At 56.8% G+C, this 19,517-nt stretch carries 21 protein-coding genes; 17 read left to right on the top strand and 4 right to left on the bottom strand.

All coding sequences use genetic code 11. The features are described from left to right. The first annotated feature begins 8 nt into the window (after positions 1–8). Genes JN12_RS07140 through rlmB form a run of 3 tightly spaced genes read left to right on the top strand, consistent with a single transcriptional unit; the run spans position 9 to position 3,243 of the window. Positions 9–1,733 carry a proline--tRNA ligase gene (locus tag JN12_RS07140; protein ID WP_145020369.1) on the top strand — a complete coding sequence of 575 codons (1,725 nt, stop codon included), beginning with the start codon at positions 9–11 and terminating at the stop codon, positions 1,731–1,733. Positions 1,734–1,744: 11 nt separating this feature from the next. Beyond that, positions 1,745–2,473 carry an orotidine-5'-phosphate decarboxylase gene (pyrF, locus tag JN12_RS07145; RefSeq protein ID WP_145020372.1) on the top strand — a complete coding sequence of 243 codons (729 nt, stop codon included), beginning with the start codon at positions 1,745–1,747 and terminating at the stop codon, positions 2,471–2,473. Positions 2,474–2,481: 8 nt separating this feature from the next. After that, positions 2,482–3,243: a 23S rRNA (guanosine(2251)-2'-O)-methyltransferase RlmB gene (gene rlmB / locus JN12_RS07150; RefSeq protein WP_145020375.1), complete on the top strand. Its 762-nt coding sequence runs from the start codon at positions 2,482–2,484 to the stop codon at positions 3,241–3,243. Between the two features lie 43 nt (positions 3,244–3,286). Here the strand turns inward: rlmB and JN12_RS07155 are convergent, their stop codons facing one another. Further along, the gene (locus JN12_RS07155; RefSeq protein ID WP_145020378.1) at positions 3,287–4,183 is read right to left on the bottom strand and encodes an SDR family oxidoreductase; all 897 of its coding nucleotides are present in this window, start codon (positions 4,181–4,183) and stop codon (positions 3,287–3,289) included. 134 nt (positions 4,184–4,317) lie between these two features. Continuing rightward, positions 4,318–4,506: a hypothetical protein gene (locus JN12_RS07160; RefSeq protein ID WP_145020381.1), complete on the bottom strand. Its 189-nt coding sequence runs from the start codon at positions 4,504–4,506 to the stop codon at positions 4,318–4,320. 158 nt (positions 4,507–4,664) lie between these two features. On the opposite strand from JN12_RS07160, the gene JN12_RS07165 reads away from it, so the two are divergent. From JN12_RS07165 to glyA, 13 genes are all read left to right on the top strand, one after another. Continuing rightward, positions 4,665–6,515 (top strand): HD domain-containing phosphohydrolase, encoded by a 1,851-nt coding sequence (locus tag JN12_RS07165; protein ID WP_145020384.1) that lies wholly within the window; start codon positions 4,665–4,667, stop codon positions 6,513–6,515. Between the two features lie 104 nt (positions 6,516–6,619). Continuing rightward, on the top strand, positions 6,620–6,991 hold the full coding sequence (gene queD, locus JN12_RS07170; RefSeq protein WP_145020387.1) for a 6-carboxytetrahydropterin synthase QueD: 372 nt from the start codon (positions 6,620–6,622) through the stop codon (positions 6,989–6,991). 52 nt (positions 6,992–7,043) lie between these two features. Then, positions 7,044–7,739, top strand: a complete 696-nt coding sequence (locus JN12_RS07175) for a 7-carboxy-7-deazaguanine synthase QueE (protein WP_145020390.1) — start codon at positions 7,044–7,046, stop codon at positions 7,737–7,739. Between the two features lie 266 nt (positions 7,740–8,005). Next, positions 8,006–8,551 (top strand): YceD family protein, encoded by a 546-nt coding sequence (locus JN12_RS07180; protein ID WP_145020393.1) that lies wholly within the window; start codon positions 8,006–8,008, stop codon positions 8,549–8,551. Between the two features lie 2 nt (positions 8,552–8,553). Then, entirely contained in the window at positions 8,554–8,736 is a 183-nt protein-coding gene (gene rpmF, locus JN12_RS07185) for a 50S ribosomal protein L32 (RefSeq protein ID WP_145020396.1), read from the top strand. A 39-nt stretch (positions 8,737–8,775) separates the two neighbouring features. After that, a complete protein-coding gene (plsX, locus tag JN12_RS07190) occupies positions 8,776–9,816 on the top strand; it encodes a phosphate acyltransferase PlsX (RefSeq protein ID WP_145020399.1) in 1,041 nt (346 codons plus the stop codon). 85 nt (positions 9,817–9,901) lie between these two features. After that, positions 9,902–10,906, top strand: a complete 1,005-nt coding sequence (locus JN12_RS07195) for a beta-ketoacyl-ACP synthase III (RefSeq protein WP_145020402.1) — start codon at positions 9,902–9,904, stop codon at positions 10,904–10,906. 32 nt (positions 10,907–10,938) lie between these two features. Then, positions 10,939–11,868 carry an ACP S-malonyltransferase gene (gene fabD / locus JN12_RS07200; protein ID WP_145020404.1) on the top strand — a complete coding sequence of 310 codons (930 nt, stop codon included), beginning with the start codon at positions 10,939–10,941 and terminating at the stop codon, positions 11,866–11,868. A gap of 3 nt (positions 11,869–11,871) precedes the next feature. Further along, positions 11,872–12,612, top strand: coding sequence for a 3-oxoacyl-[acyl-carrier-protein] reductase (gene fabG, locus JN12_RS07205; RefSeq protein ID WP_145020407.1), 741 nt, complete (start codon positions 11,872–11,874; stop codon positions 12,610–12,612). Positions 12,613–12,767: 155 nt separating this feature from the next. Further along, positions 12,768–13,004 carry an acyl carrier protein gene (acpP, locus tag JN12_RS07210; protein WP_145020410.1) on the top strand — a complete coding sequence of 79 codons (237 nt, stop codon included), beginning with the start codon at positions 12,768–12,770 and terminating at the stop codon, positions 13,002–13,004. A gap of 75 nt (positions 13,005–13,079) precedes the next feature. Beyond that, entirely contained in the window at positions 13,080–14,312 is a 1,233-nt protein-coding gene (fabF, locus tag JN12_RS07215) for a beta-ketoacyl-ACP synthase II (protein WP_145020413.1), read from the top strand. Between the two features lie 13 nt (positions 14,313–14,325). Next, complete coding sequence (gene rpiB / locus JN12_RS07220; protein ID WP_145020417.1) at positions 14,326–14,775, top strand: ribose 5-phosphate isomerase B; 450 nt, start codon at positions 14,326–14,328, stop codon at positions 14,773–14,775. A gap of 99 nt (positions 14,776–14,874) precedes the next feature. Further along, entirely contained in the window at positions 14,875–16,122 is a 1,248-nt protein-coding gene (glyA, locus tag JN12_RS07225; RefSeq protein WP_145020419.1) for a serine hydroxymethyltransferase, read from the top strand. A gap of 113 nt (positions 16,123–16,235) precedes the next feature. Here glyA and JN12_RS07230 read toward each other — a convergent pair whose 3' ends face one another. Then, positions 16,236–17,201 carry a chemotaxis protein gene (locus JN12_RS07230; RefSeq protein ID WP_145020422.1) on the bottom strand — a complete coding sequence of 322 codons (966 nt, stop codon included), beginning with the start codon at positions 17,199–17,201 and terminating at the stop codon, positions 16,236–16,238. 147 nt (positions 17,202–17,348) lie between these two features. On the opposite strand from JN12_RS07230, the gene JN12_RS07235 reads away from it, so the two are divergent. Further along, complete coding sequence (locus JN12_RS07235; RefSeq protein WP_145020425.1) at positions 17,349–18,833, top strand: TolC family protein; 1,485 nt, start codon at positions 17,349–17,351, stop codon at positions 18,831–18,833. Positions 18,834–18,869: 36 nt separating this feature from the next. On the opposite strand, the gene JN12_RS07240 is transcribed toward JN12_RS07235, so the two are convergent. Then, on the bottom strand, positions 18,870–19,436 hold the full coding sequence (locus JN12_RS07240) for an NnrU family protein (protein ID WP_170241868.1): 567 nt from the start codon (positions 19,434–19,436) through the stop codon (positions 18,870–18,872). Positions 19,437–19,517 lie beyond the last annotated feature (81 nt).

A 19,517-nucleotide genomic window follows, 5' to 3' on the forward strand; every position in this document is an offset into this window, starting at 1 on the left:
GTCTTTCAATGCGATACAGTCAATACTTCATCCCGACCGTCAAGGAAACCCCGGCCGATGCCGAGGTCATCTCCCACCAGCTGATGCTCAGGGCCGGCATGGTCCGGAAGCTTGCGGCCGGTATTTACAACTATCTTCCCCTTGGGCTTCGCTCTATCCGCAAGGTGGAACAGATCGTCCGCGAGGAGATGAACCGGGCCGGCGCCATCGAGCTGCTGATGCCGTCGGTCCAGCCTGCCGAGCTCTGGCAGGAGTCGGGCAGGTGGGCGTTCTACGGCAAGGAGCTGCTCCGTTTCAAGGATCGGAAGGACGGCGAGTTTTGTCTCGGACCGACCCACGAAGAGGTGGTGACCGACCTGGTTCGCCGCGAGGTCAAGAGCTACCGCCAGCTCCCCCTGAATCTCTATCAGATCCAGACCAAGTTCCGGGATGAGATCCGTCCGCGCTTCGGCCTGATGCGGGGTCGTGAGTTCATCATGAAGGATGCCTATTCGTTCGATGTGGACGAGCAGGCGGCCGATCTGTCGTATGACAAGATGTACCAGGCCTACCGGCGCATCTTCTCCCGTTGCGGCCTGAACTACCGTGCCGTTGAAGCGGATACCGGCACCATCGGTGGCTCCTACTCCCACGAATTCATGGTGTTGGCTGATTCCGGCGAGGATGCCATTGTCTCCTGCAGTGCCTGCGAGTACGCTGCCAACGTGGAGAAGGCGGAAGCGCGCCTTACTGCCGGACCGGCAGGGACCGGGCTGCAACCGCTTCAGAAGGTGGCAACGCCGAACATGAAGACCATTAGTGATGTGGCCGGTTTCCTCGGCCTGCCCGAGCAGGAGACCATCAAGACCCTGGTCTACACGGACGGTGAAGGTCAGGCGGCCATGGCCCTGGTCCGGGGCGATCATGAGCTGAATGAGATCAAGCTGAAGAACGCCCTTGGCTGGATCGAGATCCAGATGGCGAGCGAGGAGGATATCCTGCGCATTACCGGCTCGCCGGTCGGTTTCCTCGGGCCGATCGGTCTGAAGGTACAGGTGCCGGTACTGGCCGATCTGACCATCGAAGGGATGGTCAATACGGTCATCGGTGCCAACGAAAAGGATATGCACTTTACCGGCGTCACTCCCGGCCGCGATTTCAGTGTGACCCGCCATGCCGATATCCGCACCGTTACGGCCGGCGACCACTGCCCCCGCTGTGCGGACGGTTTGCTGGAGGTTTGGCGCGGGATCGAGGTGGGACACGTCTTCAAGCTGGGGGTAAAGTATTCCAAGGCGCTGAACGCCACCTATCTCGATGCGGACGGCAAGGAGCAGGTCATCTTCATGGGGTGCTACGGCATCGGCATCGGCCGGACCGTTGCGGCCTGCATCGAGCAGAATCACGATGCGAACGGCATCGTTTTCCCGATCCCCATTGCACCGTTCCACTGCATCGTCTCCTCGGTCAATCCCAAGGAGGATACGGTCAGGACTGCGGCCGAGGATATCTACAACAGACTCGCCGCTGTCGGGGTGGAAGTCCTGCTGGATGACCGGGATGAGAGGCCCGGTGTCAAGTTCAAGGATGCGGACCTGGTTGGCATCCCGCTACGGATTGTGGTGGGGAGCAAGAATCTGGTGGACGGCAAGGTGGAGCTGAAAGAACGGCGCAGCGGCACTGTTGAACTCCTTTCCATTGAGGATGCAGTGGCAAAGGTGCGGACGACCGTTGCTGCGGCATTGAATCCTTAGCGAGGTTGTGTGTGACCAGAGAACAGGCCAGAGAAAAGATCATCTTCGCCCTTGACGTCAACGAGTTCAGCGACGTTGAACGATGGGCCGCCCTCATAGCCGGCCGGGTCGGGATGTTCAAGGTCGGCAAGCAGCTCTTCACCTCCTGCGGCCCGGCGGCAGTCCGTCTGATCCAGAAGCACGGGGGAGAGGTGTTTCTCGACCTGAAATATCACGACATCCCCAATACCGTTGCCATGGCCTCTCTGGAGGCTGCCCGCATGGGGGTGAAGCTCCTCAATCTCCATGCCCTCGGCGGCTACGAGATGATGGCGAAGACCATGGAAACCCTTGATGGTGAGTTCAAGGGAGGAGAGCGGGCCAAGGTCCTGGCAGTGACGATCCTCACGTCGTCGACCGAGGAGACTCTGCGTGGCGTTGGCATCGAGCTGCCGGTACCGGAGATGGTGGTCCGCCTTGCCACTCTGGCCCAAAAGGCCGGCATTGACGGTGTCGTTGCATCTCCCCGGGAGGTTACGCTTATCCGCGAGGCGTGTGGCCCGGATTTCCTGATCGTCACCCCCGGCGTCAGGCCGGCCTTTGCCGCAGCGGACGATCAGAAACGGATCATGACGCCGGTTGAGGCGGTCAGGGCCGGCGCCGACTACCTGGTGATCGGTCGCCCCATCAGCGCAGCCCCTGATCCGGTTGTTGCGGCTGAGGCGATTCTGACCGAGATTGTAGAAGGTGCGGAGAGGTAGGTAGATAAATGGGCGAAGGACACAAGGACGAGATCGTTTACGGGATCAACCCGGTCAGGGAGGCCCTTCGCAGCAAGCGAAGGGCCTTTGAACTGTTTGTTGCCGAACAGGCCGGAGAGCAGCGGCTGGCCCGGATTGTCGCCCTGGCTGAAGAAGCGGGCGTGTCGGTACGCCGCCGCCAACGGCAGGACCTGACCCGTCTCTGCGGTTCCGAGCACCATCAGGGGGTAGTGCTGCGCACCGAGGCATTCCGGTATGCCGCCTTCGAGGAGATTCTGGCCACCTGCCGGGAGCATGCTGGCACGGGGCTTATCCTGCTGCTCGACGGTATTCAGGACCCGCACAACCTGGGGGCGCTGGTCAGGACCGCCGCTTGTGCCGGGGCGCAAGGAGTCATCATTCCCCGGGATCGGGCGGTAGGGGTCACTCCTGCTGCCGAAAAGGCGGCTGCCGGGGCAACCGCAACCGTACCGATAGCTCAGGTGACCAATGTCGTCCACGCCATCGACGAACTGAAAGAAGCCGGATTCTGGGTGTTCGGCGCGGCAGCAACGGCAGAGTCGTTGTTGTACGATCAGGATCTGACCGGCAACGTTGTTCTGGTCGTCGGCAGTGAAGGGGAGGGGATCAGGCCGCTGGTGCAGCAGCATTGTGATGTGCTGTATGCCATTCCGCTTCTGGGGGGGGTCGCTTCGCTGAATGCATCGGTTGCCGGTGGTATCAGCCTGTTCGAGGCTGTCCGCCAGCGGGTTTCAACTGCCCGCAGGTGACACTCTCAGTCCCGCGTGACTGAGGGACTCCGCCCATTTGTTCCTACGATTCTCCTTGCCCTCCCCCTGTTTCACTAAAGACCGATTTCAGCCCTTTGTCCAGAGTCGGATAACGGAGCGTTACCCCGAGTCGTTCCAGCATCTTCCTGTTGTCCATACGACGTGATTCGGTCATATAGGAAAACATGAGCGGAGTCATGACCCCCCTGGCCTCTACCAGCGAGACCTGCGGCGCGCGCTGGACCCCCATCATATCGGCAATGGCGTTGAAATATGCGGTCATGGTGCTCGATTCGCCATCGCTCACATTGAATATCTCTCCATGTTCTCCCCTGAGGAGGGCCGCAAGGCAGACCGTTGCCAGGTCATCGGCGTGGATTCTGTTGGTGAGAGGGGCTTCATGTTCATTGAGAAGGGGATGGCGGCCCAGGATTTTGTCCATGGGGATGCGGCCGGGACCATAGATGCCGGTGACCCGAAGTATGACGATCGCCACGCCGTGCTCGGCACCCCAGCGCAGGAAGGTCTGCTCGGCTGCCAGGCGCCTTTTTGCCCTGGCCGTTTGCGGGTTGGGTACGGTTTCTTCGGTAACCAGTGTCTTGCCACAGTCACCATAGACGCCACTGGTGCTAAGATAGACCAGTTTTAGAGGTTTTGAAGCTGCGGACAGAGCGGCACAGAAGTTTTCCGCCCGCGGATCGGTGATGCCGCCCCCGGGAGGGGGGACGCAATAGAGCGCCAGAGAACCTGACAGGTCGAGTTTGCGCAGAGACTCGGGTTCGTCCAGATTGCCCAACATCGCATGGATACCCTCGCGCGTCAGGCGTTCGGCATGGTCTGCCGAGCGAACCAGTCCGGTAGGCTCGATACCTTGCTGTTTGGCCATTCTGGCAGTTCTCAGGCCGATATCGCCGCAGCCGATCACGAACAGTTTCTGCATGCTCTTCCTCCACGTATGGTCATCTGATGCAGACGATTCTTACCCCACCCGAAAACATTTGTCCATTATCGAATGCAAAAGGCCCGATGCAGGAACACCGGGCCTTTTGGACAATGGATATAAAGCGTCATGAATCAGATTTTTTTGCCGCTATTCTTTTCGATCCCTTCCAATACCTGGGCAAATGGTGATGATTTCTTCGCACCGTTAGAAACGGGCTGAGTCGCTTTTTTTGCGTACTCCTCGCAAATCGCCCGGATGAATTGACGTTCCTCGAACGTAACCTCTTCGCTTCGATTGAATCCTGAGAAATAAGCACCCATACTGCACCTCCGTATGGGCTGTTTATCGGCGGCCAAAACGCAAACTGAAGAATAAATCTTTGTGGAATGCTGAATAAATGAAACAGCGGCTAAAGTGTGCGAAGACATTACCGATAGAGATAAAAACTTTCTAGCCGAAGAGGTAACGGTCCCCAGGCATGGCCATACCATTACACTTGCTCATAATCGAAGATTCCGAAGATGATGCCGAACTGCTGTTGCGGGAATTGCGCCGTGGCGGTTACGATGTCACGTTTTTGCGCGTCGACACTGCGTCAGACATGGAGCAAGCTCTTCGCTCCACATCGTGGGACCTGTTGATCGCTGACTATATGATGCCGCAATTCAGTGCACCACGGGCTCTTGAGTTGGTGAAATCCTTTGACATCGACCTGCCATTTATCATCGTTTCAGGTAAGGTCGGCGAGGATATTGCGGTTGACTCACTCAAGGCTGGTGCCCACGACTTCATCGTCAAAGGGAATCTTACACGGCTGATTCCGGCAATCGAGCGAGAACTGCGGGAGGCGGTTGTCCGCCGGGAGCGTAAGCTGGCTGATATCGCTCTGAAAAAGCTTTCCAGTGCCGTGGAACAGACGGCTGACACGGTTATGATAACCAATCAGGACGGCATAATCGAGTACGTGAATTCGGCCTTTGAGAACCTTGCCGGATACAGTGCGTTCGAGGCCTTGGGCAATACTCCCTCCTTCCTCAGGTCAGGCGCCCACAACGAGGCGTTCTATTCCTCGCTGTGGGGAACCATTCTTTCCGGGAAGGTGTTCAGGAACGAATTCATCAACAAGAAAAAAAATGGCGAGCTGTACTATCAGGAAGAGATCATTACACCGGTTCGGGACAGTAAGGGTTTGATTTCGCACTTTGTCTCCACCGGTAGGGATGTTACGCAAAGAAAGCGGCAGGAAGAAAAGATTACCAGGCAACTCCAGCGACTGGCGACGTTGCGAAGCATCGACCAAGCCATTACTGCCAATCTTGATCTTTCGATCACCCTGGACACTATCCTCGTTCAGGTTTCCGAACAGCTCCATACCGATGGTTCCGCCATTTTGCTCAGAAATCAGCAGACAGACAATTTCACCGTGACGGCATGCGTCGGTACTCATAATGTGCGGTTATGCTCGGAGGGATGTCCGGGTGAGATAGTTTCCCGCCAGGCAGTTGCTCGACGGGAAACGGTCGTTGTTCTGGATTTGGGGGAGATGGGTTCAGTCTGTCAGGGAGACTTCAAGAGCTGCTACGCCGTTCCCCTGATAGCCAAAGGGACCGTGACCGGCGTACTCATCGTGTTCAGCAAGTCAGCACTGCCTCATGATGAGGAATGGCTTGAGTTCCTGGAAACCCTTGCCGGACAGGCTGCAATAGCCATCGACAACTCCTCCATGTTTCACAATCTGGAGCGCTCCAATGCCGAACTGAGCCTCGCCTACGATACAACCCTGGAAGGTTGGTCAAAAGCTCTCGATCTTCGGGACCAGGAGACGGAAGGGCATGCCCAGCGCGTTACGGATCTGACCGTACGGTTGGCACAATGCCTTGCGGTGGACGATGAGGAATTGGTCCATATTCGTCGCGGAGCCCTTTTGCACGATATCGGCAAGATGGGTATTCCGGACAGTATTCTCCGCAAGCCTGGGCCCCTCGATATGGCGGAATGGGAGATCATGCGGAAGCATCCTGCCTATGCATATACCCTGTTGTCTTCCATATCGTATCTGGAGCACGCCCTCGATATTCCCTTTTGCCACCATGAAAAATGGGATGGTTCCGGTTATCCCCGCGGGTTAAGGGGAGACGAGATTCCGCTGGCTGCCCGGATATTCGCCGTGGTGGATGTCTGGGATGCTCTCCGCTCGGACCGGCCGTATCGCAAGGGATGGCCGATCGACAAGGTGCGGGAATACCTCTCGGCAGAGAGCGGTGTACAGTTTGATCCCCTAATCGTAGATGCCTTTCTCCTGATGGTGAAGGAGGAGGGTGGCAACTGACGTTGCCCTTACACTCCCGTTACAAACTCCCTTGTTCCGCTGGCTATAACCTGCTGTTCATGGTATGATGCGCCCCAGTCGATGATTTTGATCAGGGGGATAGCATGTTCCGACTGAAGATACTTACCTCGTTTGCCGCTGCCCATTGCCTTATTAATTATCAAGGAGACTGCGAGAACCTGCACGGGCATAACTGGCGTGTCGAGGTGACGGTTCGTGCCGGTGGGCTCGATGAAGCCGGACTCGGCATTGACTTCAAGATCCTCAAGGCGGAAACCAACCAGCTTCTGAAGACGCTGGACCATAAATATCTCAATGAACTGCCCCCCTTCAGCGGGCTTTCGCCGTCGTCGGAGAATATCTCACGTTTTCTCTTCAGGGAACTCTCGAGCAAGCTGAACACCGATAACATCAAGGTGGAAACTATCACGGTCTGGGAGTCCGACTTTGCCTGCGCAAGTTACAGCGAGGAATAGCGAAATCACTCTCCCCGTCGTAGAGCTCTTTTCCTCTATTCAGGGGGAAGGGATGCTGGTCGGTCTGCGCCAGGTTTTTCTCCGTCTATGGGGCTGCAATATTGCCTGTGCCTATTGCGACACTTGCCATGAGGAGCTTCCGGAACGTTGTCTGCTGGAAAACAGTCCGGGACGTCGCGATTTCGTCGATGTTGCCAACCCTGTTCCCTTCGAGCGTATTCTGACACATTTGGAGCGCTGGAACCGGGGGTGGCCCGACATTCACCACTCCCTCAGTCTGACCGGCGGCGAGCCGCTCATGCATCCGGAGACTCTCCGGGTAATCCTTCCCGATCTCATCACCTGTTTGCCCGTCTATCTGGAGACCAACGGTCTATTGCCCCAAGCCCTGGAGCTGGTAATTGACAATGTCTCCATGATCGGTATGGATATCAAGCTTCCTTCTGCCACTGGTTGTGAAATCCGGTGGGAAACACATCTCGATTTTTTGCGGATTGGCAGTCGTAAGGATATCTTTGTCAAGGTGGTGGTCACTGACACTACGGAAGAGTGGGAACTGCAGCGGGCCTGCACCATTGTTGCCCAGGTCCGGAAAGATATCCCCTTTATCATTCAGCCGGTTACCAGCAGTGGGGGCGTCGTTGCCGTTTCTCCTCTGAAACTGTTGGAGTTTCAGGAACTGGCCTCACAGACCCTTTCCGGCGTACGGGTTATCCCTCAAACACATAGATTTATGGGGCAGTTGTAGCCGCTACATGGTGGGTATTTAAACGTAAAATGGCCGATCTTCTGATCGGCCATTTTACGTTTGTAAGGCTTGAATCGTGGCTACTTCTTCCCGAAAGCGACCAGCAATCCGGACTGTGTCTTCTCACTGGGCACAGTTCATTATTCTTGCAAAATACCCGGTGATGGATAATACTGCGTCACCCTTGCTTTCAGGGGAATGTTTTCCTTGACAATCGGACTGTCATGACTATACTGCAAAACTTTGACATGGAGCCATAAACAGTCGTGAAAGTTCGTGTTGCCGACATAAGGGACGAGGGGCGGGATCTTGCTGCGGACGAGGCTGTTGCAGGGTATCAGGACCTGCTGGCCCTTCAGGATGGCGGAGAAGCCGAATTCCTGGCTCCCCTGGCGATTCGCCTGCATGTTGTCAGGGAGTATGACCATATCCGGGTCAAAGGCACGGTACAGACTGTTGTAAGGCTTAACTGCTCGCGCTGTCTCTCGGATTTTACCCGTGATATCGTGTCAGGTTTTACCATTTTTTATTCCCCGGCCGGGGACATTCCCATGGATGAGGAAGTGGAACTGGCAGAGGAGGATCTCGTATCGGTCACCTATGTTGGTGACGAGATCGATTTCACCCACGAGATTGCTGAGCAGGTCATCATGGAGCTCCCCTACAAGCCCCTTTGTCAGGCTGAATGCCAGGGGCTCTGCGCTACCTGCGGTGCCGATCTGAATACCAACCCGTGCACCTGCCCTCCGGCAGGCGCCGGTTTTGCCTTCAGCACTTTGAAAAATCTTACTGTTGCACGTAAAGGAGAGTAGCCATGGCAGTACCCAAGAAGAAAACCTCCAAGTCCCGTAAAAATCTCCGCAGAGCCCATGATTTCCTCACGCCGTCGGCGTCATCCGTATGCCCTCAGTGCAAATCGACCAAGCTTCCCCATCGTGCATGTCCGGCATGCGGCACCTACAAGGGGAAGGAAGTCATCAAGACTGAAGAACTATAAGCTCTATTCCCTGTGTTGTCCGTAACGTCGCCAGATTCTATGAGAATTGCCGTTGATGCCATGGGGGGCGACAATGCCCCTGCAATAGAGGTCGCGGGGGCCGTGGCGGCTGCCAGAGAGTTCTCCATCCCCATCATGCTGGTCGGGGACACGGAATCCTTGCGTGCAGAGCTTGCCAAGCACTCGGTTAAGGGGTTGGATATCACCATACATCACGCCAGTGAAGTGGTGGGTATGCACGACTCCGCTTCCGATGCCATTCGGAAGAAAAAGGACTCGTCCATTCGCGTCGCCTTTGAACAGGTGAAGCAGGGGAAGGCCGATGCGGTCGTGAGTGCCGGCAATTCAGGTGCAACCATGGCCGCAGGCATGTTTGTCCTGAAGCGCCTGAAGGGGATTGACCGGCCGGCAATTGCCCAGGTATTCCCCACCCTGCACGGCCATACCGTTGTTCTCGATGTGGGGGGCAACGTGGACTGCAAGCCGTTGCATCTGGTGCAGTTCGCCATCATGGGCGAGGTATATGCCCGCCATGTCCTCGGGATCAGCCGTCCCAGGGTCGGTCTTCTTTCCAACGGCGAAGAGGATAGCAAGGGAAACGAACTGACCAGGGAAACCAATGCCCTGTTGAAAAATATTGCCTTTGACTACTCGGGGTATGTCGAAGGGCGCGACATCTTTGCCGGTACGATAGAGGTCGTGGTGTGCGACGGCTTCGTCGGCAATATCGTGCTGAAACTCTCGGAAGGTCTGGCCGAAGCGGTTGGAACCATGCTGAAAGAAGAGATCAAGGCGAGTATTCTTTCAAAAATTGGCTACCTGCTTTCTAGATCTGCCTTCATGCGTTTCCGTAAGAAGGTCGACTATGCGGAATACGGCGGGGCGCCGCTCTTGGGGATCGATGGTGTCGGCATGATCTGTCACGGTGGATCCAACGTCAAAGCGATAAAGAACGCGATCCGTTTTGCCCATGAGTACTGCAGCAAAGGGGTTAATGAGCGGATGGCGGAAAAACTTCGGGAAAACCTGACCGGCTCCGTGCAGCAGCGGGAGACCGGAACGGAAATGGCGGCAAGCTAGGAAAGGTTTCCATCCGGAAACTGCGGATGAGAAGCCTTCGGTTTCCGATTCGGAGGTCTCGAATGGAAGCAAGAAAGGTTTCGTCATGCTCTGGGCAACGATCACGGGAACCGGTTCGGCGGTCCCGGAAAAGGTTCTGACCAACTTCGATCTTGAGAAAATTGTTGATACCAGCGACGAGTGGATCATCAGTCGTACCGGTATCAAGGAACGCCGCGTTGCCTCAGAGGGTGAATATACCTCCACCTTCGCTGTTCGTGCAGCAGAGCGGGCTCTGGCCATGGCCGGAGTTTCGCCGCAAGAGCTTGATCTGATCATCGTGGGCACGGTCACCCCCGATTATCCGTTTCCTTCAACTGCCTGCGTAGTGCAGAGCATTTTGGGAGCCAGCCGGGCAGCTGCCTTCGACCTCTCGGCAGCATGTTCCGGATTCGTGTACGGTCTCTCCGTTGCCGAAAAATTTATTCGTACCGGTGCGGCCAAAAAGGCGCTGGTGATCGGTGCCGAGGTGCTGACCCGCATCCTTGACTGGACCGACCGCAATACCTGCGTGCTGTTCGGCGATGGCGCCGGCGCCGTTGTGATTGAGGCAGGCGCGGACGGTGCCGGCATCATGAATTCCTATATGCGTAGCGATGGCAGCTATGGCGAACTCCTGTACCAGCCGGCTCCGGGGAGTCGTAACCCTGCTACGCACGAAGTGATTGACCAGCGCAAAGTGTTCATTACCATGCAGGGGAACGACGTTTTCAAGCTCGCAGTCCGGGCCATGGAGGAATCGGCCGTTCGCTCCCTGGAGCTGAACGGTCTGAAGCCGGAGGATGTTACGCTCTTTATTCCCCACCAGGCCAACAAGCGGATCATCGATGCCACGGCCAAGCGCCTTGCATTCCCTGAAGACAAGGTATACGTCAATGTCGATCGGTTCGGGAACACATCGTCCGCTTCCATACCGATCGCCCTGGACGAGGCGAACCGTGCAGGAAAGGTGAGAAAAGGGGATCTTCTCCTGTTGGACGCCTTTGGCGGCGGGCTCACCTGGGGGGCTGTGCCGGTCCGTTGGCAGATCGATACGCCTCTAACACCCTGATCCCCACTCTACGAACTAAGGAGTAGCTTGCCATGGCCAAACGTGCCCTGATATTTCCCGGGCAGGGATCCCAGTATGCCGGTATGGGGAAGGAGCTGGCGGAAAACTTTGCCGTTGCCCGCGATACCTTTGCCGAGGCTGACGATGCGCTCGGCTTCGCCCTCTCAAGGCTCTGTTTTGAAGGACCTGAAGAAGAACTGAAACTGACCACCAACACCCAGCCGGCCATTCTGACAGCAAGCATTGCGGTTCTGCGGGTTGTGCAGACGGAAACCGGTCTCAGCGGTGAGTATCTGGCAGGGCACTCCCTCGGCGAATATTCTGCCCTGGTTGCCGCCGGTGCCATGGCATTTGGTGACGCAGTCCGGACGGTGAGGGCACGGGGCGCCTTCATGCAGGAGGCCGTTCCGGTTGGCGTAGGTGCCATGGCTGCCATGCTCAGCATCGAGCCGGCCGTGCTGGCCGAGATCTGTGCCGAGGCTGCTCAAGGCGAAGTGGTGAGTCCGGCCAACTTCAATTCACCGGGGCAGATCGTCATTGCCGGCCATGCCACGGCAGTGAACCGGGCCATCGAGATCGCCAAGGGGCGTGGCTACAGAAAAGCGATGCTTCTGCCGGTTAGTGCGCCGTTCCATTCGCCGCTGATGGTGCCGGCCGGCGAACGTCTTGCCGGCGTCCTGGCCGGGGTTGATGTCACCGATATGTCAGCTCCGGTGATTTCCAATGTGGAGGGCAAACCGAACAGTGACAAGGGGCGGATAAAGGAGCTCCTGGTCCGTCAGGTTAGTGCGCCGGTACTGTGGGATGCCTCTGTGCAGGAGATGGTGGCGCTTGGCGTCACCAGTGTCGTGGAGATCGGACCCGGTAAGGTGCTCAGCGGACTGGTGAAGCGGATTACCAAGGATATTGCCACGACCAACGTGGAAGATGTTGCCGGTCTGAAGGCACTGCAGGGGGGGTAAGCGATGCTGGTACAAGGAAAAGTTGCGTTGGTGACCGGTGCGTCGCGCGGCATAGGCAGGGCCGTAGCTCTGAGGCTGGCGGCCGAAGGGGCGTCGGTAGTGGTCACCGCAACCTCGCAGGAAGCTGCCCAGAAAACGGCTGACGAGATCATCGCTGCCGGCGGCAAGGCCCTGGCGGTCAAGGTCGATGTGACCGTCGCCGACGAGGTCGCAGCACTCATGGCCCGCACTGTGGAGACGTTCGGTCGCCTGGATGTCCTGGTCAACAACGCCGGCATAACCCGCGACGGCCTGTTGATGCGGATGAAGGAGAGCGACTGGCAGGCGGTGATTGATACCAACCTGCGGGGGACCTTTCTCTGCACCCGCGAGGCATCCAAGCTCATGACCAAGGCACGGTTTGGCAGGATCATCAACATCAGTTCCGTTGTGGGGCTCATGGGGAACGCCGGCCAGGCGAATTACTGCGCCAGCAAGGCCGGTATCGACGGTCTGACCAGGGCTGTTGCCAAGGAACTCGCCCGGCGCAATGTTACGGTCAATTCCGTGGCCCCCGGCTTCATCGAAACCGACATGACCGAGGCCCTGCCGGAAAAGACCCGCGAAGCGCTTCACCAACAGATCCCCCTGGAACGACTGGGAAGCGTGGATGACGTCGCAAATGCCGTGCTGTTCTTCGCCTCGGATCTGTCCGGTTACATTACCGGTGAAGTGCTTTCGGTCAATGGCGGTATGTACATGTAGCAGTTTCCGATTTCTGGAAAGAACCGCTTCCGGACTGAAACGAGATTAGAAAAATATCTATTGCAAAATACCTGTTTCATGCTATGTAGCATGGGGCGATACAACCGCTTGAAACCTGTCATGGGTTACTACAACAAACAATGGAGGTGCGCAGCATGTCAGCATCAATAGAAAAACGGATCAAGGAAATCGTTGCCGAGCAACTCGGCGTTGACGAGGCTCAGGTTAACAACGAATCGTCGTTCATGGACGACCTCGGTGCAGATTCCCTCGATACGGTGGAACTGGTTATGGCCCTGGAAGAAGAATTCGACATCGAGATCTCCGATGAGAACGCCGAGAAGATTCAGACCGTTCAGGATGCCATCGACTATATCACCGAGCACACCTAGGCTGGAAAGGGGGAAGGATAGACTTCCCCTTTTTTTTAAGATCAATACGGATACGCTGTGAGAGGAGAGCATTAGATGAGAAGAGTCGTCGTGACCGGCGTTGGCGTTGTGTCGCCGCTGGGGACCGGCAATAAGGCGAACTGGGATGCCCTGGTGAACGGGCGTTCGGGAATCGGTCCGATCACCCGCTTTGATGCAAGTGATCTGCCGGTGCGGATTGCCGGTGAGGTCAAGGATTTCAATCCAGAGGCGTTTATTGACAAGAAAGAGATCAAGAAGATGGATCTCTTTATCCAGTACTCACTCGCTGCCGCTCACTTCGCCATGGAGGATTCCGGCCTGGTGATCGACGAGGCTAACGCCGAACGGGTTGGCGTCCTTGTTGGGGCCGGTCTGGGCGGATTGCCGACGATCGAGCGGTACCACTCGGCGATGCTCGAAGGTGGCTACCGGAAGATCTCGCCGTTCTTCATCCCCATGCTCATCATCAATCTGGCTCCTGGTCACATCTCCATCAAGTACGGTGCAAAAGGGCCCAACCTTTCCTCCGTTTCCGCCTGCGCCACCGGCACCCACTCCATTGGCGATGCCTACCACATGATCAAGCGTGGCGATGCCGATGCCATGATCGCCGGCGGCACCGAATCGACCGTGACTCCGCTGGGCATCGGTGGTTTTGCCGTTATGAAGGCTCTGTCGGACCGCAACGACGATCCGACGGCCGCTTCGCGTCCGTTTGAGAAGAACCGCGACGGGTTCGTCATGGGCGAAGGTGCCGGCATTGTGGTACTGGAGGAGTATGAATCGGCCAGGAAGCGCGGGGCACGCATCTACGCCGAAGTGGTCGGCTACGGCCTGACCGGTGACGCCTATCATCTGACTGCTCCGGCTCCGGGTGGAGAAGGGGCTGCCCGCTGCATCAAGATGGCCCTTGCCGGCGCAGGGGTCAACCCAGAGCAGGTTGACTACATCAATGCCCACGGGACTTCGACCCCGTACAACGATCTTTATGAGACCATGGCCATCAAAACTGTGTTCGGTAACCATGCCGGCAAGTTGGCGGTTTCGTCCACCAAGTCCATGACCGGTCACCTGCTGGGTGCTGCCGGCGGGATTGAGGCGGTCTATTCGGTTCTGTCCCTGGAGCATGGGGTGCTTCCTCCCACGATCAACTATCAGGAGCCCGATCCGGAGTGCGACCTGGATTATGTCCCCAATACCGCCCGGGAGAAGCAGATCACCTACGCCATGAGCAACAACTTCGGCTTTGGCGGGACCAATGCAAGCCTCCTGTTCAAGAAGATCTAGGGAGCGAGCAACGATGATTCTGCTGGGGAACGACCACGGAGGCCTAGCGCTCAAGGAGGCCATCAAGGCACTCCTCACTGAGCGGGGGATTCCTTTCGAAGACTGTGGCACGGATAGCAACAATTCCGTGGATTATCCGGATTTCGGCATCAAGGTGGCCCGCCGGGTCTCCAATAGCGACGGCGTTACCGGGATTCTTGTGTGCGGTACCGGCATCGGCATGTCCATTGTGGCCAACAAGTTCCCCCGGGTGCGTGCGGCCCTGGCTACCGATGTTTTCATGGCACGCATGGCCAAGGAGCACAACAACGCCAATATCCTTGTTCTTGGCGGTCGGGTGCTGACTCCCGAGCTTGCCCGCGAGATGGTTGTTGCCTGGCTGGATGCCGCTTTTGAAGGCGGCCGTCACCAGGGCCGTCTCGACAAGATTGCCGCCATTGAACAGGAACTCTGTACCTGTTGAGTAACCGGCCCTTAATCAGGGCAATAAGAGAGTAACGGACGGGACTTTGCAGTCCCGTTTGCTTTTTTACCACGCGTATACACAAGGAGAATGACCACCATGTCGATTCTTGAGACCTTTGATCCGGAAGTTGCCAACGCTATCAGGCAGGAGACTGAGCGTCAGGAGTACAACCTGGAGCTGATCGCCTCCGAGAACTTCGTTTCCGAAGCTGTCCTGGAGGCCCAGGGTTCCATATTTACCAACAAGTATGCCGAGGGGTATCCTGGCAAGCGTTACTACGGCGGCTGCCACAATGCGGACATCGTGGAGAATCTGGCCATTGAGCGGGCAAAGCAGCTGTTCGGTGCGGATCACGCCAACGTTCAGCCCCATTCAGGTTCGCAGGCCAATATGGCCGTCTACTTTGCCGCCCTGAAGCCCGGCGACACGGTCCTCGGCATGAACCTGTCCCACGGCGGGCATTTGACCCACGGCAGCCCGGTGAACTTTTCCGGCCGGTTCTTTACGATCGTTCCCTACGGCGTTAGTCCGGAGACGCAGCGGATCGATTACGAAGAGGTGGAACGACTGGCCCTTGAACACAAGCCGAAAATGATCGTGGTCGGTGCAAGCGCGTATCCCAGGATCATCGATTTCGCAGCCTTCCGGACCATTGCCGACAAGGTCGGGGCGGTCGTGATGGTGGATATGGCCCATATTGCCGGTCTGGTTGCCACTGGACTCCATCCGAACCCGGTTCCGTATGCGGAGTTCGTCACCACGACCACCCACAAGACCTTGCGCGGTCCGCGGGGCGGCATGATCCTCTGTCGTGAGGAGTTTGCCAAGACCCTCAACTCCCAGATCTTCCCCGGTATTCAGGGTGGCCCGTTGGTGCATGCCATTGCCGCCAAGGCGGTGGCCTTCAAAGAGGCCTTGACCCCTGAGTTCAAGAGCTATCAGGAGCAGATTGTAAAGAACGCTGCGGCACTCGCTCAGAGCCTCCAGGGCCGCGGCTTCAAGCTCGTCTCCGGCGGTACCGACAATCATCTCATGCTGCTGGACTTCAGCGGCACCGAACTGACCGGCAAGGTTGCCGAAGAGGCCCTGGACAAGGCTGGCATCACGGTCAACAAGAACACCGTGCCGTTCGAGACCCGCTCGCCGTTCGTCACGTCCGGCATCAGGATCGGTACGCCGGCAGCCACCAGCCATGGCCTGAAGGAAGCTGAGATGGCGCAGGTAGCCGATTTCATCGCCGACATTTTGGCTGATCCGGCCAACGAAGCGAAGCTTGCCGAGATAAAGGTAAAGGTGAATGCACTCATGTCCCGGTTTCCCCTTTATGCGGATCGCTTGAAATAGTTTGCCGTTGCGAACAGTGATCAAAAAGGGCGTCCCGATCGATTCGGGGCGCCCTTTTTTGTCTGAGATAAAAATCTGCTATGCGTCAACCGCAACCGGACTGCTGCGTTTTTTTATAAACTTGCTAGCTCGCTACCAAACAGGAGACGATCCGCAACCGAGACGAGATTGGGGAGGTCGGGTTTGGTGATGATCCCGTCAGCACCCAGTGAGTGCCACTTGCGGATGTTGTCTTCGCTGGCCAGCGAGGAAAAGATAACAACCGGCAGCTGGGAGAGGTCGGTGTTTTTCTTTACCCGCGAGGTAAGGTGCAGGCCATCCATTTTCGGCATTTCGACATCGGTAATGAGTAGGCTGACCTCATCGCTGAGGTTACAGCCGGTTGCCTTGCAGCGTTCCAGCTTTGCCGCGAGCAGGTCCCAGGCCTCCTCGCCATTTGACGCCTCTTCCACCTGGTAGCCGGCACCGCGTAACTTGCTGCACATGGTATTCCTGATAAAGGGCGAGTCGTCGGCCACCAGTATCCGCCGGGTTGTCCGGTCCTGGGATTCCTGTCCGGAGAGCAGTTTTTCATCGAGGGCAAAGAACAGTGAGGTGCCGGCCAGCTCGCCGATGATCTTTTCAAAGTCAAGAACGAGAATGATCCGGTCGGCCATCTTGACCAGACCGGTGATCTGGGTACAACTGACCATGGGACCGGGAGGCTCTACCTGTTCCCAGGATATCCTGTAGATGCGCGACACCGAATGGACAAGGACGCCGACCTTCATCCTGTTGAATTCCAGGACGATTACCCGATCCGGATCGATTCCGTCAGCAGACTTGTTGAGAAGTGTCGCCAGGTTGATCACGGCAATCACCTGGTCGCGGAGCTGAATCATCCCTTCGACTGCAGCATGGCTGTGAAAGCTTTTCCAGAGATGGGGAAGGCGGATGATTTCCCGTACCTTGGCTACGTTGACTCCATAATAGCAGGGGATCACCGTACCGGATGCATCGACCTCGTCCACCCGGAATTCAACGATCTCCAATTCATTGGTATCGCTCTCCAGCAAAACGGCATTAGCCGTGGGTTCCATGTATGCCCCCTTCATGATATAAGTTAGTGGGTTTAAATGATTAAGTTATCGGTGACCTTGATAAAGAGCTTGAGTTCTTTTTCATTTTGACTACCATACGACCAATTGTCAGCCTGCTGACAATTGTGCTGAAAAAGGAGAAAATTCATGCGCTTGCCCATGCTGGCATTAACCATCGTCTTTGCGGGAAGCACGGCATTTGCCCAGGATGGCACCGTTTCGCTCACCCTTAAAGAGGCTCTCAGGCAGGCCGTGGAAAAGAATCTCGACGTCAGGGCCGAGCTTTACAACCCGGCCCAGGCAGAGGCAGACCTGCGCAAGAACCGGGCGATCTATGAAACCCATCTGACGCTGGGCACCAGCTACCAGGATTCGACAACCGTGGCAATCAGCAGGGTCTCCGGCAACAAGGTGAAAACATTTAAGATAGCTCCCGGAGCCTATCGCCTCTTGCCCACCGGTGGCACCGTCAGTCTCGCCTACGATAACCTCTATACCGACACCAACTCCAGCTTTGCCACCTTCAACAATTATTGGCAGTCGGATGTCACCCTTTCCCTGAGCCAGCCGCTGCTGAAGAACTTTGGCCGTGATACTACCGAATTGAACATCCGTGTGGCCGAGTTGAGCAAGGACGGTTCACTGAAGCGCTTTAAGGGCAAACTTCTCAGCACCGTCGCCCAAGTCGAGAGTGAATACTACAAGCTGGGCAGTCTGCGTGATGACCTCGCATCGAAGAGGGTTTCTCTTGATCTGGCGAAGCGCGTTCTGTCCGAGACTGAAGCCAGGGTAAAGGCTGGTGTTCTTCCGGCAATGGAAATATTGAACGCCCAGTTCGGCGTTGCCTCCCGAGAAAAGGATGTGATTGACGCCGAAAAAGTGGTGAGGGATCAGGTTGATCTGCTCCGCGTCCTGCTCCATATGGAAGGGGCCGGCGATATCGTGACGACCGATACGCCGAGCCGTACCGAATTTTCCATGAACGAAGACGATGCCATTCGCCGTGCCCTGGCTCAACGCCCGGAACTGGAGGAGCTGCAGAGCCAGCTGGCCACCAGTGAGGTTCAGACGCGTGTCGCCAAGGCGCGCACCCTCCCGGACCTGAATCTGAATGCCAGCGTTGCCATGACAGGCCTCGCCGAAAGGTATGTGCGAACTGTCGAACAGGTAGGTTCCACAGATTATCCGGTCTGGAACATCGGGTTGCAGCTGGACTATCCGCTGGGAAACCAGTCGGCAGAGAATGACTACATCAAGAGTCGTCTCAAGACGGAACAGACCAGGGTTCAGATCTCCAGTCTGCTGGAAGCCATTATGGCTGAAACCAGAACCTCCCTGAGGGCGGTACAGACTACCTATAAGCAGCTTGAAGTGACTGATCGGGGAAGGGCTTATGCCGAGGAGCGGCTCAAGGCCTATCTCAAGAAGAATGAGGTGGGTTTGGCCACGACCAAGGATGTCCTTGACGTGGAGAACGACCTTGCCACGGCCAGAAGCAACCAGATCAAGGCCCAGGTCGCCTATGTAACTGCCATCAGTCAGTTGCTGAAAGCAACCGGCGACCTTTTGGAGCGGGAAGGGATAACCGTTTCCGCCGCACCTGCCGATGCGTTGTACCGGGATACGAGGTAGCGATGGGGGGCGTTCCCGTGAAGCGCATTGGTGCCATCATCGTCGGGTCGGCACGAACATCGGCACTCTCTCCTTATATTGGCGATACTCTTCTCCCAGTTCTGTCAGTAGCCGTTTTTCCTCCAGCCAGGCACCGATAACGAAATACGCGGTTGATAGAATCGTCAGTGCCAGCCAGCGGCCGGTCATCACCGGGTTCAGAGCGAGAAAGGCGATGGCCAGGGTATACTGGGGATGGCGCACCCAGCCGTAACAGCCGCTCAGGATGAGCTTTGTCGGCTCATTGCGGATCTGTGTCCGTCTGACCCCCAGAAATTCCATAATATTCAACTGGACTGCGCAACGGCAGAGAAGTACCGCAACGCCGATCTGGAGCAGGTAGCAGAGCGGTCCCCAGACCCCGGGTATGAAGTAGAGCACCGGCGGGTGTGGCCAGGCGAGCATCACCCAGAAGAAAAGCAGCAGTGACAGGATGTTGTAGCCGAGTCGATACCAGGTACCGAACTGGCCCAGTATACCGATGATGCGGTTTTTTGTGCCGGGAACTGCCAGGACGGAGTGTACGACGGCAAAGAGCAGGAAGCGGAGGATGAATTGATACATTAAATACCTCATTTATGATTTGCTGCCGGCTAGAGTCTTGTATACATGGTCGGCTCGTGCTACAATCCGTCGAATTTCAGA

The organism is Geobacter argillaceus, assembly GCF_007830735.1.
Classification (GTDB): domain Bacteria; phylum Desulfobacterota; class Desulfuromonadia; order Geobacterales; family DSM-12255; genus Geomobilibacter; species Geomobilibacter argillaceus.